This is a genomic window from Streptomyces sp. BBFR25 (genome assembly GCF_044590125.1).
GTDB classification, from domain to species: domain Bacteria; phylum Actinomycetota; class Actinomycetes; order Streptomycetales; family Streptomycetaceae; genus Streptomyces; species Streptomyces canus_D.
In genome coordinates this window covers 6,245,877-6,260,910 of the sequence record NZ_CP172447.1, presented here as the reverse complement: position 1 = coordinate 6,260,910, position 15,034 = coordinate 6,245,877, and the positions used below count along the sequence as shown (strand labels likewise).

General features: G+C 73.3%; 9 protein-coding genes. 2 read left to right on the top strand and 7 right to left on the bottom strand.

The features are described 5' to 3' along the window. Window positions 1-47: 47 nt before the first annotated feature. The 4 genes from ACGH52_RS28600 to ACGH52_RS28585 form a co-directional block, all read right to left on the bottom strand. Window positions 48-2,066, bottom strand: a complete 2,019-nt coding sequence (locus ACGH52_RS28600) for an ATP-dependent DNA helicase (RefSeq protein WP_210975833.1) — start codon at window positions 2,064-2,066, stop codon at window positions 48-50. Between the two features lie 177 nt (window positions 2,067-2,243). Then, a complete protein-coding gene (locus tag ACGH52_RS28595) occupies window positions 2,244-2,951 on the bottom strand; it encodes a GNAT family N-acetyltransferase (RefSeq protein ID WP_399943436.1) in 708 nt (235 codons plus the stop codon). 29 nt (window positions 2,952-2,980) lie between these two features. Beyond that, window positions 2,981-4,951: an IucA/IucC family protein gene (locus tag ACGH52_RS28590; protein ID WP_399943433.1), complete on the bottom strand. Its 1,971-nt coding sequence runs from the start codon at window positions 4,949-4,951 to the stop codon at window positions 2,981-2,983. A gap of 54 nt (window positions 4,952-5,005) precedes the next feature. Then, complete coding sequence (locus tag ACGH52_RS28585) at window positions 5,006-6,340, bottom strand: aminotransferase class III-fold pyridoxal phosphate-dependent enzyme (protein WP_399943430.1); 1,335 nt, start codon at window positions 6,338-6,340, stop codon at window positions 5,006-5,008. Between the two features lie 412 nt (window positions 6,341-6,752). Between ACGH52_RS28585 and ACGH52_RS28580 the strand changes: the two genes are divergently transcribed. Then, a complete protein-coding gene (locus tag ACGH52_RS28580) occupies window positions 6,753-7,982 on the top strand; it encodes a serine protease (RefSeq protein WP_210975837.1) in 1,230 nt (409 codons plus the stop codon). Between the two features lie 61 nt (window positions 7,983-8,043). Beyond that, the gene (locus tag ACGH52_RS28575) at window positions 8,044-9,261 is read left to right on the top strand and encodes a serine protease (protein WP_210975838.1); all 1,218 of its coding nucleotides are present in this window, start codon (window positions 8,044-8,046) and stop codon (window positions 9,259-9,261) included. A gap of 82 nt (window positions 9,262-9,343) precedes the next feature. On the opposite strand, the gene hflX is transcribed toward ACGH52_RS28575, so the two are convergent. The 3 genes from hflX to ACGH52_RS28560 form a co-directional block, all read right to left on the bottom strand. Then, the gene (hflX, locus tag ACGH52_RS28570; RefSeq protein ID WP_076976651.1) at window positions 9,344-10,837 is read right to left on the bottom strand and encodes a GTPase HflX; all 1,494 of its coding nucleotides are present in this window, start codon (window positions 10,835-10,837) and stop codon (window positions 9,344-9,346) included. 146 nt (window positions 10,838-10,983) lie between these two features. Further along, complete coding sequence (locus ACGH52_RS28565) at window positions 10,984-12,510, bottom strand: M1 family metallopeptidase (protein ID WP_210975839.1); 1,527 nt, start codon at window positions 12,508-12,510, stop codon at window positions 10,984-10,986. Window positions 12,511-12,635: 125 nt separating this feature from the next. After that, complete coding sequence (locus tag ACGH52_RS28560) at window positions 12,636-14,813, bottom strand: bifunctional (p)ppGpp synthetase/guanosine-3',5'-bis(diphosphate) 3'-pyrophosphohydrolase (protein WP_059297910.1); 2,178 nt, start codon at window positions 14,811-14,813, stop codon at window positions 12,636-12,638. Window positions 14,814-15,034 lie beyond the last annotated feature (221 nt).

The following is a 15,034-nucleotide window of genomic DNA, read 5'->3' as shown; positions in this document are numbered from 1 at the left end:
CGGGGCCGACGGCGCCGGGGGCCGCCCGCCCGGTGCGCGGGCCGCGCTCAGTCCCCCTCGGCCTGCTTAGCGCCCTCGTTCTGCCTCGCCTTCGCGTCGATCGCGGCGAGTGACTTGCGGACCTGGTTGCGGTCCGTGGTGAACCAGAAGTCGGGCAGGGACGCCTTCAGATAGCTGCCGTACCGGGCTGTCGCCAGCCGCTGGTCCAGTACGGCGACCACTCCTCGGTCGCCCGACGCGCGGACCAGGCGACCCGCGCCCTGGGCCATGAGCAGCGCGGCGTGGGTGGCGGCGACCGCCATGAAGCCGTTGCCCCCGGCCTCCTCCACCGCCTTCTGGCGGGCGCTCATCAAGGGGTCGTCCGGACGCGGGAACGGGATCTTGTCCATGACGACCAGCTGGCAGCTCGGCCCGGGGACGTCGACGCCCTGCCACAGGGACAGGGTGCCGAAGAGGCAGGTCTGGGGGTCGGCGGCGAAGTTCTTGATCAGCTCGCCGAGGGTCTCCTCGCCCTGGAGGAGGATCGGGTACTCCGGGATGCGCGAGCGCAGCTCCTCGGCGGCCAGCTGGGCCGCGCGCATCGAGGAGAACAGGCCCAGTGTGCGGCCGCCCGCCGCCTGGATCAGCTCGGTGAGCTCGTCGAGCATGTCGCCGCGGTCGCCGTCCCGGGCGGGGCGGGCCAGGTGCTTGGCGACGTAGAGGATGCCCTGCTTGCGGTAGTCGAAGGGCGAGCCCACGTCGACGCCCTTCCACTGGGGCACGTCGTCGCCCTCGGTGCCCTCCGGGGCGAGGCCCAGCGACGCCCCGACACCGTTGAAGTCACCGCCCAGCTTCAGGGTCGCGGAGGTCAGGACGACCGAGCGGTCGGTGAAGAGCTTCTCCCGCAGCAGCCCGGAGACGGACATCGGAGCGACCCGCAGCGAGGCACCACTGGGCCGATACGCGGCTCCGCCGCGGGGCTCGTGGCGCTCGTACCAGACGACGTCCCACTCGGAGCCGTTGGTGATCCGCTCCGCGACGTCGTGCACGGACTCCACGGAGGCCAGCGCCTGCTTGCGGACCGCGTCCTCGTCCTGCACGGACTTGTCCCGGGTGCTCCCGATCGCCGAGATGACCGTACGGCAGGCGTCCCGCAGCGCCATCAGCGCATAGCCCAGGTCCTCCGGAATCTCCTCCAGACGGCCCGGCAGCGCCAGCTCCATCAGCCGCTCGAAGCCCTCGGAGGCGGTCTGGAGCTGGTCGGCGGCCTTCTCGTTGACCAGCTTCGCGGCTCGGCGCACCGCGCGGTTGACCTGGCCGGGGGTCAGCTCCCCGGTGGCGACCCCGGTGACCCGGGAGACCAGTTCGTGCGCCTCGTCGACGATCAGCACCTCGTGCTGCGGCAGGACGGGCGCGCCCTCGATGGCGTCGATCGCGAGCAGCGCGTGGTTGGTGACGACGACGTCGGAGAGCTTGGCGCGCTCACGGGCCGTCTCGGCGAAGCACTCCGCGCCGTAGGCGCACTTGGAGGCGCCCAGGCACTCCCGGGAGGACACCGACACCTGCGCCCAGGCACGGTCGGACACGCCGGGCGTCAGGTCGTCGCGGTCGCCGGTCTCGGTCTCGTCCGCCCAGTCGCGCATCCGCAGCAGGTCCTGGCCCAGCTTGCTGGTGGGGGCGGCGGCCTCGAACTGGTCGAAGAGGCCCTCCTCCTCGTCCTGCGGGACGCCCTCGTGCAGCCGGTGCAGGCACAGGTAGTTCGACCGGCCCTTGAGCATCGCGAACTCCGGGCGGCGGCGCAGCTGCGGGTGGAGCGCGTCGACCGTGCGGGGCAGGTCCCGCTCGACCAGCTGGCGCTGCAGGGCCAGGGTCGCCGTGGCCACGACCACGCGCTCCCCGTGCGCCAGCGCGGGCACCAGGTAGCCCAGCGACTTTCCGGTGCCGGTGCCGGCCTGGACCAGCAGATGGGAGCCGCCGTCGATGGCTTCCTCGACGGCTTCGGCCATGGCCACCTGGCCGGGACGCTCCGTGCCGCCGACGGCGGTGACGGCGGCGTGCAGGAGTTCGGGGAGTGAGGGCTTCGTCATAGCGCGACCACCCTACGGCCCGGGACTGACAAACGGGTCGGCGAGGCGGATGCGAGGGGCGTGAGTGACGGTGCGGACGGGCGGGACAAGGGGGGCTCCTGGGCGGCTGGCCGGCGAGTCGGGGCGGGAGGGCCGGGGGGCGGCCGACGGGACGGCGGAGGCGATGGGCGCGGCGTGTCACGGAGACTCCCGCGCCGCCCGTTCCCGGATCATCAGGGCGGCGCGCTTGGCGGGCAGGTCCACCTCGGCCACCAGTCGGAACCCGGCGCCGAGGAAGGCGGCGACGGACGACCGGTTGCGGACGTCGGGCTCGGCGAGCACCCGCGTGCAGGCGGGGCGCCCCGCGAGGACGAGGTCGGCGACGGTCCTGATCAGCTCGGTCCCGAGGCCCCGCCCGCGGTCGGCGTCCTCGCCGATCAGCACGTGGACGCCGGTGTCGTGCGGCCGGACGGGGCAGTACCGGGCCAGCGGATCGAGGTCGGCCCGGTAGATCTCCCAGTAGCTCATCGGCACCCCGTCCAGCGTCCCCAGGCACGGGACGCTGCGTCCGTCCCCGGTCAGCTGGGCCCGCAGGTGGTCGGCGGTCACGCGCTGCGGGCCGGTCAGCTCCCAGTACGCGGCGACGGCGGGGTCGTTCATCCAGCGGGCGACGAGCGCGGTGTCCCGTTCGACGTCGACGGGCACCAGGTGGAAGAGGCCCGCGGGGGTGTCGCTCGGGCCCCAGTCGGCGAGGCCGTCGAGCAGGTCCTCACGCGCGCGTGCCGTCGCCGCCTCCGCGAGGTCGTCCGCCGCGGTGTCGTCCCCCTCGGCCCGGAAGAGGGCGAGGAACTCCTCGGGCAGGTGCAGGTCCAGGGTGTCGTCGGCGCTCGCGTCGGTGGGATTCACGGTGTCGCTCCTTCGGGACGGCGGCCCGCTCAGGCGTGCAGGGGGTTGGCGATGGTGACGTAGACGGACTGGGTGTCCACCGGGCCGACGAGTTCGTCGAGGCCGTACAGCCGGGTCAGCAGGTTCGCCTTGCAGCGCAGGACCGGCGAGTCGAGGAGGTGTGCGGGGAGCGGGCCGCCCGGTGCGGAGGGGTCCGAGGCCAGCTCGCCGAGGAAGCGGTGGAAGGCGGCCAGCAGTGTTTCCTCCCCGGCGAGACGCTCGGCGCCGAAGGCGCCGATGAGACCGAACACGTTATTGACGGCGAGGTAGTAGGCGAAGCGTTCGTCGGTGACGGCGTCGGCCACGAACGTGTCGCTGTGTGCTCCGATCCCGGGCAGCCGGGCGTCGAGTTCCGCGCGCCGGGACTCGCGGAAGTAGTAGCCCTGGTTGTCGCGGTAGCGGCCGCCCGCGGGCCAGCCGTCGGCGTCCAGCAGGACGAGCGTGTTCTGCTGGTGGGCCTCCAGGGCGATGCCCGCGCGGGCGTCCAGCCACAGGACGGGGCGTACGACGTGGTGGAGGTAGCGCAGGAACCACTCGACGGCGACGGCTCCGCGCGGGCGGCCGGTCCGTCCGGCGAGCCGGGTGACGACCTCGGCCAGCCGGGTGCGCGCGGTGGCGCCGGACACGCCGTTCCCGGGCCCGCGGTACCCCGGGGACTGGTCCTCCGCGCGGGTGTGCGGCCGCGGCGCGACGAGAGAGGCCACGCAACAGACGTCGTCCGAGGGCCGGAAGGGGTTGTGCCGTACGACGACGTCGAGGCCACGCACGGGTGTGCCGTCCGGTCCGTCGACGGCGAGCCAGGCCGGGTCGCGGACGATGTCGAAGTCGGGGTGGGCCGCCCGCCACTGACGGGCCAGGCCGCGGCGCAGCAGCCGGTGGACCTCGACGCCGCGGTGCAGCTCCTTGCGGAGGTTCTCCCGCCGGGAGTTGGTGATGTGCAGGGCCAGCGAGAGCTTGAGCATGGCTGGGGCACCGCTGCGATGGACTGTGCGCACGGAGGACGTGGGATGCCAGGCCGGGCCCCGGGTGCCGAGGTCCCTGACCAGCCCGGTGTCCATGAGGGTGGCGAGGTCGGGCTGGTGCAGCACCGCGCGGAACTGCCAGGGGTGCAGCGGCAGGAGGGCGAACCCGTCCGGCGGCACCGGACCGTCCTGCGATGCCGGGCCGTCCCCCGGTGCCGGGCCGTCCGCGGCCAGGCGTGCGGTGAGCGCGGGAGCGGTGACCGGGCGGCCGCGCTCGGTCCAGGCCGAGTCGGTGACGAGCACGGAGGGGGCGACCGCCAGCCAGTGCAGCGGGAAGGACCCGCGCAGTTCCGGTGAGTACCGGCGTGCCTCGGCCTCGGTCAGGCCCTCACGGCTCTTCGGGGTGGGATGCAGCGGGTGTCCGAGGAGGAGCGCCTGCTCGGCGGCGAGGAAGAGGTCGGCGCCATCGCGGCCGCCCGGACCGCCGGGAGCGTCCACGGGTGCCGCGCGGTCCCGGAGGAACACGGCGGTGCGGCGGACGGAGTCGGCGACGCGCGCGACGAGGTCGGGGCCGTCGGGCCCCGAGGCACCGGCCGTCTCGCGCACGAGCAGCGCGGCGAGCGTGACCGCGTCCACGGGCGGCGCCGAGTCGGGGGCGCCTGCCATACGCGGAGGGCCGAAGCGGTGCCGACCCGTCGGGGACCAGTAGTGCACGGGAACAGCGAGGGCCGTACCGGAGGCCGGGAGCGGCACGCGGAGGACGCCGTCGTCGGGGGCGGGCACGTCGGTCTCGCGGGCCCAGCAGCGGATCAGGTTCTCCGTGCCCGCGGCCTGGGCAGCGGCGTAGGGATCGAGGTGGTCCAGGGGATCGGCCGCGGGGTGCGGGGCGAGCGGCGCGGACCGCGGCCCGGGGAGGGCTCCGTGCCCGGGGGCGGGCGGCTCCGGAGCGGCCGTGACCCCGGACGCGGGGGGTGGTTCGGGGGCGGAGTCGGTGTGCAACGCGGGTTCTCCTGGCGTGCCGTGTCCTGGGGGTGGGTCTCGTCGCGGGGCGCGCTACCCGGGTATCGGGGCGGAGCCGTCGCGGCGGTGGCGGTCCACGGCCCGCACGGCGTCGGCGAGTCGGTCCAGGACGGCCGACATCTGCTCCTTGGTGACGATGAGCGGCGGCAGCAGCCGTACGACGTTGGCGCGCGGCCCCGTGACGTCCACGATCAGCCCGCGGCGCAGGCACTCCCGGCGCACGGCGGCGGCGAGTTCGGCGGCGGGACCGGAGCGGGTGGAACCGGGACGGACGCCGTGGGCGAAACCGCGACGGGCGTCGGGGGCGGGGCCGTCGGGCGCGCCGTCCGGCGCCACCAGTTCGAGTCCGGCCATCAGGCCCCGCCCGCGCACCTCGCCCACGCACGCGAACTCCGCGGCGAGGTCGCGCAGTCGGGCCAGCATCCGGCCGCCCAGCGCGGCGGCGTGTTCGGCGAGGCGGTGTTCGCGGACGTGGGCGAGGGTGGCGGCGCCCGCGGCCAGGGCGAGTTGGTTGCCGCGGAAGGCGCCGACCGCGGGTCCTTTGTGCCGGTCGGGGTCGCCCAGGTCGTCCCGGTGGACCACCACGGCGAGCGGCAGGCTGCCGCCGATCGCCTTGGCGAGGACCAGCACGTCGGGCGTGACTCCGCTGTGCTCGAACGCCCAGTAGGCACCGGTCCGGCCGACACCCGTCTCGGTCTCGTCGACGATGAGCGGGACGGCCCGTCCGTCCGCGCGGGCCCGCACGCACCGCACCAGGGCGTCCGGTGCCGGAGGAAGCACTCCGGCCTCGCTCCGGACCGACTCCAGGAGGAACCCGGCGGGCGGCTCCGGAGCGGGCTCGTCGTCGAGAACCGGCTCGTGGGCGTCGGCAAGGGTGACCACCCGGGTCCGTCCGGTGGCGGCGCGGACCAGCGCGACGGCGGTGGCGACCGGGTCCGCGCCGGTCGGGCCGCAGAACCGCACCCGCGCGCGGTCGGCGAGTTCCGGCGGCAGGGTGCGCAGCAGCTCGGCGACGAAGGCGTCCTCGACCGGGGTGGTGAGGTCCATGACGTGCAAGGGGGCACCCGAGTCGAGGACCGCGCGGATCGCCTCCAGGACGACGGGGTGGTTGTGGCCGAGGGCCAGAGTGCCCGCACCGGAGACGCAGTCCAGGTAACGGCGGCCGTCGGCGGCCTCGATGGTGAGTCCCCGGGCCCGGACGGGTACGACCGGGAGGGCGCGCGCGTAAGTACGCGCGGCCGGTTCACGCGCCGGTCCACGCGCCGACTGACGCCTCGAAGCGCCGCCTCGCGCGGCGCGCTCCCGCGCGGTTCCCTCGTGCCCGGCGTGCGCCCGCGCGGGCGTCCCGTCCGCGGGTTCCCGCGTCACGACCGGCCCGGCGTTCCCGCCTTTGGACGCACGGCTCCCGTACGGGGATCCCGCCACGGCTTGTCGACCTCCCGCCGTCCGGACGCGCTGCGACGTGCCGGCGCTCCCGGCATGGGGGACCGCGTCCGGACAGCGGCCCCCGCCGCTACAACCGAGGACGGTTCCCGGGGTTACGGTCTGCGCGAAGATCGTTGCCGCGGCGGTGATTTCCTCGGTCCGCTCCGGCTCCGCGGCCCGGCCGTCCGCACCGGCGGGCGGCGCGTGCCTGGTCAGGCGGCTGTATCCGAACCGTTGCCGTTCCGTCGGAACTCCCCCACAGCCACCGCATAGTGTGTGGTGCCGTTCCCGGTCGCCGCCGCTCGGCGGTTCGACCGCGGCACCACGTTCGTTCACAGCAGGGGGAGTCAACACCATGCGATCCATACGGCCGTCGTTCAGCACGCGCGGGACCAGGCGCGGGCGGCGCGGAACCTCCTCCGCGGCCGCCGCCGTGGCGCTCGTCTCGGCGCTCGCGCTCACCGCCACGGCGTGCGAGGACGGCGACCCCGAGGCGGCCGGCGACGCCTCGGCCTCCGCTTCCGCCGTCGACGACGGCAAGGGCGGCATCCGGATCCCGGACCACCTCAGGAAGAAGCTCGAGGAACACGGGATCGACGTCGACGACTGGAAGAACGGCGCCTGGAAGAACTGGAACAAGGACGACTGGCTGCGCGAGGCGCAGGACTTCGTCAACCCGATCATCGAGGGCCTGTGGGACCCGGACCGGATGCGGGACGCCGAGGAGCCGGACCAGGAGGTCGACGAAAACGACATCTCCGGCGACCAGGGCGTCACCGACCCGGAGCCCGCCCCCGTCGAGGCGGCGGCCGTACCGGCCAAGTACCACGACAACGCCGCCACGGCCGGCAAGCTCCTCTTCGACTCCCCCAAGGGTTCGATGGTGTGCTCGGCGACGGTCGTGAAGGACCCGGCCCACCCCGGCAGGTCCAACATGGTCTGGACGGCCGGCCACTGCGTGCACGCCGGCAAGAGCGGCGGCTGGTACCGCAACATCGCCTTCGTCCCCTCGTACAACGACGACGACATGTCGGCCGAGGAACTGCAGACCGCCACCAAGGAGGAGATCGCTCCCTACGGTGTCTGGTGGGGCGACTGGGCGCAGACCTCGGACCAGTGGATCGAGCAGGGCGGTGCGACCGGCGGTGACGGCGCCCCCTACGACTTCGCCGTGATCCATGTGACGCCGGAGAAGGGCAGCGGCGGCAAGTCGCTGGAGGAGACGGTCGGCGCCGCGCTGCCGGTGGACTTCGACGCGCCGGCCGTGCCGGACGTCGAGAGCATGAAGGCGATCGGCTACCCGGCCGCGCCGCCGTACGACGGCCAGAAGCTGTACCAGTGCCAGGACAAGCCCGGACGGCTGTCGATCAACACCTCCGACCCGACGATGTACCGCATCGGCTGCACCATGACCGGCGGCTCGTCCGGCGGTGGCTGGGTCACCGCCGGTTCGGACGGCAAGCCCGCGCTGGTCTCCAACACCTCGATCGGCCCGGTGACGGCCGGCTGGCTCGCCGGTCCGCGCCTGGGCAAGGAGGCCAAGGGCGTGTTCGACGCGGTGAGCGGCAAGTTCACCGACCAGTGATCGCGCGGCGAGCGCCGCGTTTCATCAGACGTTCATTCGTTTCAACGGGGGTTGTCCCACCATGCGTTCCACACCTGTGTCCACCGCGCCACGGCGCGGACGGCGCACCGCACTCGCCGCGGCCGGTCTGGCCGCCGCGCTCACGCTCACCGCGACCGCCTGCGGCGGGTCCGAGAAGGACGAGGCCGACGCCAAGCCCGGCGGCGGCACCTCCCAGGCCGCCGACGCCGGGGGCACCGGTGGCGGCGAGGGCGATCTGGCGGCCGGTCTCGCGGGTCGGCTCAAGGAGCACGGCATCGACGTCGACCGGTGGAAGGACGGCGGCTGGAAGAACTGGGACCGGGACAAGTGGCTCAGTGAGGCCAAGGACTTCGTCAACCCGATGATCGAGGGCCTGTGGAAGCCGGACCGGATGAAGTCCGCGAAGGAGGCCGACAAGACCCTCACCACCAAGGACGCGGCCGCCGACCAGGGCGCCACCGACCCGGAGCCCGCGCCCGTCGAGGCCGTGGCCGAGAAGAAGCCCTACCACGAGAACGCGGCCCCGGTCGGCAAGGTCTTCTTCGACTCCCCCGAGGGCTCGATGGTCTGCTCCGGCACGGTCGTCAAGGACGTGAACCACCCGGGCAAGTCCAACCTGGTGTGGACGGCCGGCCACTGCGTGCACGCCGGTGGCAGCGGCGGCTGGTACCGCAACATCGCCTTCGTCCCGTCGTACAACGACCACGGCAAGTCCGAGGCCGAGCTGGCGAACGCGACGACCACCGAGATGGCGCCGTACGGCACCTGGTGGGCCGACTGGGCGTCGACCTCGGACCAGTGGATCGAGGGTGGCTCGGAGAGCGGCGGTGACGGGGCTGCGTACGACTACTCGGTACTGCACGTGAAGCCGGAGCAGGGCGCCAAGTCGCTGGAGGAGACCGTCGGCGCCGCGCTGGAGGTGGACTTCTCGGCCCCGTCGGCGACGGAGGTGCCCAGCATGGGTGCCTGGGGTTACCCGGCGGCGCCGCCGTACAACGGCCTGGAGATGTTCAAGTGCGTCGACCGGCCCGGCCGGCTGTCGCTGAGCCCTTCGCTGCCGACGATGTACCGCATCGGCTGCACCATGACCGGCGGTTCGTCGGGCGGCGGCTGGTTCCGGGTGGTGGACGGGGAGACCAAGCTGGTCTCGAACACGTCGATCGGCCCGCAGGAGAACACCTGGCTGGCGGGCCCGCAGCTGGGCCGGTCGGCCGAGGCGATGTACCAGAGCATGAGCAAGACGTACGGCGGTCAGTGAGCCGCAGGTGACGAGGGCCCGTCCCCTGCCTCGGCAGGGGACGGGCCCTCGGTCGTCGGCCGCTCTTACGGCCGCGCGGGTCTCAGGCGAGGGGCGCCGGAACGTACGGCGCGAACTCGGCCGCCAGTTCCTCGTGCACCCGCACCTTGAGCAGGGTGCCCTCCGGGGTGTGCTCCTCGGAGATCACCTCGCCCTCGTCGTGCGCGCGGGCCACCAGCTTGCCGTGCGTGTACGGCACGAGCGCCTCGATCTCGACCGAGGGACGCGGCAGCTCGTTGTCGATCAGCGCGAGCAGTTGGTCGATGTTCTGGCCGGTGCGCGCCGAGACCGCGATGGACCGCTTCTCGACCCGCAGCAGCCGCTGGAGCACCAGCGGGTCGGCCATGTCGGCCTTGTTGATCACGACGATCTCGGGTACGTCGGTGGCGCCGACGTCCCTGATCACCTCGCGCACGGCGGCCAACTGCTCCTCCGGGACGGGGTGCGAACCGTCGACCACGTGCAGGATCAGGTCGGAGTCGCCGACCTCCTCCATCGTGGAACGGAACGCCTCGACCAGGTGGTGCGGCAGATGCCGGACGAAGCCGACGGTGTCGGCCAGGGTGTACAGACGGCCGCTGGGCGTCTCCGCGCGGCGCACCGTCGGGTCGAGGGTGGCGAACAGCGCGTTCTCCACCAGCACGCCCGCGCCGGTGAGGCGGTTGAGCAGCGAGGACTTGCCGGCGTTGGTGTAGCCCGCGATGGCGACGGAGGGCACCTTGTGGCGCTTGCGCTCCTGGCGCTTGATCTCGCGGCCGGTCTTCATCTCCGCGATCTCCCGGCGCATCTTCGCCATCTTCTCGCGAATCCGGCGCCGGTCCGTCTCGATCTTGGTCTCACCGGGACCACGGGTGGCGAGGCCGCCGCCCTTGCCGCCGCCCATCTGCCGGGACAGCGACTGGCCCCAGCCGCGCAGCCTCGGCAGCATGTACTGCATCTGCGCGAGCGCTACCTGTGCCTTGCCCTCTCGGGACTTGGCGTGCTGGGCGAAGATGTCCAGGATCAGGGCGGTGCGGTCGATGACCTTGACCTTGACCACGTCTTCGAGGTGGATGAGCTGCCCCGGGCTCAGCTCACCGTCGCAGATGACGGTGTCCGCGCCCGTGTCGAGGACGACCTCCCGCAGCTCCTCGGCCTTGCCGGAGCCGATGTAGGTGGCGGCGTCGGGCTTGTCGCGGCGCTGGATCACGCCGTCGAGCACGAGCGCGCCCGCCGTCTCCGCGAGGGCGGCCAGTTCGGCCAGCGAGTTCTCCGCGTCCTGCACGGTGCCCGAGGTCCAGACGCCGACGAGGACGACCCGCTCCAGGCGGAGCTGGCGGTACTCGACCTCGGTGACGTCCTCGAGCTCGGTGGACAGGCCCGCCACCCGGCGCAGGGCCGCGCGGTCGGAGCGGTCGAACTGCTCGCCGTCCCACTGCGAGTCGTTTTCGTGGTTCCAGGCGACGTCCTCTTCCATCAGGGCATCGGCCCGGAGGCCCTCGGGATAGGTCTGCGCGAGACGCTTGGTGTCCTGGGAGGGGGAAGAAGAGGAGGTCATTGGATCCTTACGCAGCTGGGAAACGGTGGGCGCGGCACATGCTCCGCGACATCTTGTACAACGTGCGAGCCGCCGGGGAGATTCCCGGGGCCCGTACCGCGCCGTCCCGAAGATGGTCGCACGGCACGGGCCGTCTCGTCACCGGCTTATTCCCCGTGTGCCGTCCCGGAGGCCTTGGCGGGCGCCTGCTCGGCCGGAGTCTGCTTCCAGTCCGGGTGGCCGGGCATCGGCGGGGTCTTCTCGCCGTACAGCCAGGCCTGGAAGAAGCCGCCCAGGTCGCGGCCTGCGGTCTCGGAGGCGAGCCGGACGAAGTCGGCGGTCGTCGCCGTGCCGTCCTGGTTGCGGGCGACCCAGGCGCGCTCCAGCCCCGCGAAGGCGGTGCGGCCGATCTCCTGGCGCAGGGCGTAGAGCACGAGCGCGGCGCCGTCGTACACGTTGGAGCGGAAGATCCCGGTCTTGCTGCCGTTCTTCGGCGGTTTGGGGGCGGCGGGCGGCCCGCCCGCGGTGCGCCAGCGGTCGGAGGCCCCGTAGGCGGCCTTCATGCGCGCCGCCACGGTCTTGTCCGCGGTCTCCTCCGCGTACAGCGCCTCGTACCAGGTGGCGTGCCCCTCGTTGAGCCACAGGTCGGACCAGGTGGCGGGGCTGACGCTGTTGCCGAACCACTGGTGGGCCAGCTCGTGCACCATGATCGACTCGACGTACCACTGGGGGTAGGCGGGCTCGGTGAACAGCTCCCGTTCGAAGAGGGAGAGCGTCTGGGTCTCGAGTTCGAAGCCGGTGGTGGCGTCGGCCATGAGCAGGCCGTACGTCTCGAAGGGGTAGCGCCCGACCTTCTCCTCCATCCACGCGATCTGGTCCGGGGTCTTCTCCAGCCAGGGTTCGAGCGCCGCGCGGTGCTTCGTCGGCACGACGTCCCGGACGGGCAGCCCGTGCGGCCCCGCGCGGTGCAGCACTGTGGAGCGGCCGATGGACACCTGGGCCAGCTCGGTGGCCATGGGGTGGCCGCTCCGGTAGGTCCAGGTGGTCGAGTCGCCGGTCCGGTCCACGCGGGTCGGCAGGCCGTTGGCGACGGCCGTGAGCCCGTCGGGCGCGGTGATGTGGAAGGTGAACCGCGCCTTGTCGGAAGGGTGGTCGTTGCAGGGGAACACCAGGTGGGCGACGTCCGCCTGGTTGGCCATGGCGAGGCCGTCGGCGGTGCGCACCCAGCCGCCCTGGCGGTCCTCGGGATACACGGGGTCGCTGCTGTGCCGCACGGTGATCCGCGTCCGCTCGCCCTCGTCGAGCGCGTCCTCGGGCGTCACGACGAGGTCCTCACCGGCGGTGGCGAAGGCGGCGGGCTCGCCGTCGACCTCGACGGAGTCGACCTTCCCGTGGGCGAAGTCGAGGTTGAGCCGGTCCAGGTCGGCCGTGGTCCGGGCGTCGATGACGGTGACGGCCGCCAGCGGTTCGCTGTTGCTGCCGGAGTAGGTGAAGGAGAGGTCGTACGCCGTCACGTCGTAACCGGGGTTGCCCAGCTGCGGGAAGAGGCGGTCGCCGACACCCAGCGGGGTCGGCGGGGCGCTCGCGGCGACCAGGCAGACGGAGACGGCGGAGGCGAGCAGCGCCGCGGCCCTGAACCGGCGCCGGGAGCGTGCGCGGGGTCGCGGGGTCGGGGGATGAGGGGTGTGCAGCATCCCTCACGGCTATCAGCGCGCGCCCGCCCCGCGGCGACGGCGCGCGCCCGGGCCACCCGAACGGGTCCCCGCGCGGCGTGCCGGTTCAGGTTCCGGGCCGGGCGGGGCGGTCAGGCCCCTCGTGCTCAGGCGCCGGTCGGCTGCGGCTGGGCCCGGCTGACGTCGTACACACCGGCCACGTCGCGCATGGCCCGCATGAGGGCGGGCAGCCGGGCGGCGTCCGGGAGCACCACGGTGTAGCTGTGCCGGACCCGCTGGCGGTCGGGTGGCTCGACAGTCGCGGAGACGATTTCGGCGCCTTCGAGGGCCATCGCCTCGGTGAGGTCGGCCAGGAGGTGCGGGCGGCCGAACGATTCGGCGAGGAGGGTCACCCGGCATCCGGTGCTCTCGCCCCAGCGCACACCGACCTCCGCGCGCCCGGCGTCCTTCATGCGCTCCACCACCGCGCACTGGGCACGGTGCACGGTCACCACTCCCCCGCGCACGGCGAAGCCGGTGATCTCGTCCGGCGGTACGGGGGTGCAGCAGCCCGCCAGCCGCACGGTCGCGCCCGGCGGGTCGACGAGGACGTCGGCGGAGGCGGGGCGGACGGGTGCGGTGCCCGCGGCCGGGCGCGGGGCGTCGGGGTGGGCGTGGGTCTCGGGTGCGGCGGGGCCGCGGGGCGGCGCCTCGGCCTCGGGCACCGGCTGTGGATGGGCCGCGAGCCTGCGCTGGATGGCGATCCGCGCGGCGGGCGTGTGCGCGTGCTCCAGCCAGTCCCTGGACGGTTCGGAGGCGGGGTCCTGTCCCATCAGGAGCTGCACGGTGTCGCCGTCCCGCAGCACCGTGCTCATGGTCGCCAGGCGGCCGTTGACCCGGGCGCCGATGGTCGCGTGGGCGTCCTCGCCGTACTGGGCGTAGGCGGCGTCGACGCAGGTCGCGCCTTCGGGGAGGCCGAGGGTGCCGCCGTCGGGGCGGAAGACGGTGATCTCGCGGTCCTGGGCGAGGTCCGCGCGGAGGGTGGACCAGAAGGTGTCGGGGTCGGGGGCGCCGCGCTGCCAGTCGAGCAGCCGGGACAGCCAGCCGGGCCGGGTCGGGTCGGCGCGCTCGCCGTCGCCCGCGCCCTGCTCCTCGGACGGAGGCGCGTACGGGTTGCCGAGCGCGACCACACCGGCCTCGGCGACCTTGTGCATCTGGTGGGTGCGGATGAGGACTTCGACGACCTGTCCGTCCTCCGCGCGGGCCACCGCCGTGTGCAGCGACTGGTAGAGGTTGAACTTGGGGACGGCGATGAAGTCCTTGAACTCCGAGACGACGGGCGTCATACAGGTGTGCAGTTCACCGAGGACCGCGTAGCAGTCGGCGTCCTCCTGGACGAGCACCAGGAGGCGGCCGAAGTCCGCGCCGCGGAGGGTGCCGCGCTTGCGGGAGACGCGGTGCACGGAGACGAAGTGGCGCGGGCGGATGAGGACTTCGGCCTGGATGTCGGCCTCGCGCAGCACCTCCCGCACCTCGGCGGCGACGGCGGCGAGCGGGTCGTCCGCGCGGGTGGCGTTCTCCTGGACCAGCTCCCGCGTGTGCGTGTACTCCTCGGGGTGCATGACCGCGAAGACGAGGTCCTCCAGCTCGGACTTGAGCGCCTGGACGCCGAGCCGTTCGGCGAGCGGGATGAGGACGTCGCGGGTGACCTTGGCGATGCGTTCCTGCTTCTCGCGGCGCATGACGCCGAGGGTGCGCATGTTGTGCAGCCGGTCGGCGAGTTTGATCGACATCACTCGGACGTCGTTGCCGGTGGCGAGGAGCATCTTGCGGAAGGTCTCGGGTTCGGCTGCGGCGCCGTAGTCGACCTTCTCCAGCTTGGTGACGCCGTCGACGAGGTAGCGGACCTCGGCGCCGAACTGCTCGCCGACCTGGTCGAGGGTGACCTCGGTGTCCTCGACGGTGTCGTGCAGCAGCGAGGCGGTCAGGGTGGTGGTCTCCGCGCCGAGTTCGGCGAGGATCAGGGTGACGGCGAGGGGGTGGGTGATGTAGGGCTCGCCGCTCTTGCGCATCTGCCCGCGGTGCGAGGACTCGGCCAGGACGTAGGCGCGGCGCAGCGGGTCGAGGTCGGCGTCGGGGTGGTGGGCGCGGTGGGCCTCGACGACGTGGCCGATGGCGTCGGGCAGGCCCCGGCTGCGGGTGGTGGAGCCGAGCAGGGCGGCGCGGCCGAGGCGGCGCAGGTCGATCCGGGGGCGGGCCTTCCTGCGGGGCGCCGGCGCGGCGGCACCGGTGGCCGCGGGCGGCACGGGGCCCGGGCTCGCTGGGTTCACGGCCTCCGCGTTCATGGGCACCTCCGGCTGCGCGGACCGGCGGACGGGTAATCCCAGGGCGGACACGGCTCAGGGGATGCTGTCGGTCCCCCGTCCGGGCCGGTGCTTGATGCTATCGAGCCCATCACGTGCCGCCGACCGCCTCTCGCCGAGCGTGAAACGGATCACCCATTCGAGCGATGGTCCGAGGGTTTACGTTTTCGTACTGAGTGTCATGGACCGGGCTGTGGTTCACC

Bases quoted from the DNA above. Each gene is read 5' to 3' on its own strand.
- ACGH52_RS28600 (WP_210975833.1), bottom strand. From the start codon at position 2,066: ATGACGAAGCCCTCACTCCCCGAACTCCTGCACGCCGCCGTCACCGCC.
- ACGH52_RS28580 (WP_210975837.1), top strand. From the start codon at position 6,753: ATGCGATCCATACGGCCGTCGTTCAGCACGCGCGGGACCAGGCGCGGG.
- ACGH52_RS28575 (WP_210975838.1), top strand. From the start codon at position 8,044: ATGCGTTCCACACCTGTGTCCACCGCGCCACGGCGCGGACGGCGCACC.
- hflX (WP_076976651.1), bottom strand. From the start codon at position 10,837: ATGACCTCCTCTTCTTCCCCCTCCCAGGACACCAAGCGTCTCGCGCAG.
- ACGH52_RS28565 (WP_210975839.1), bottom strand. From the start codon at position 12,510: ATGCTGCACACCCCTCATCCCCCGACCCCGCGACCCCGCGCACGCTCC.
- ACGH52_RS28560 (WP_059297910.1), bottom strand. From the start codon at position 14,813: ATGAACGCGGAGGCCGTGAACCCAGCGAGCCCGGGCCCCGTGCCGCCC.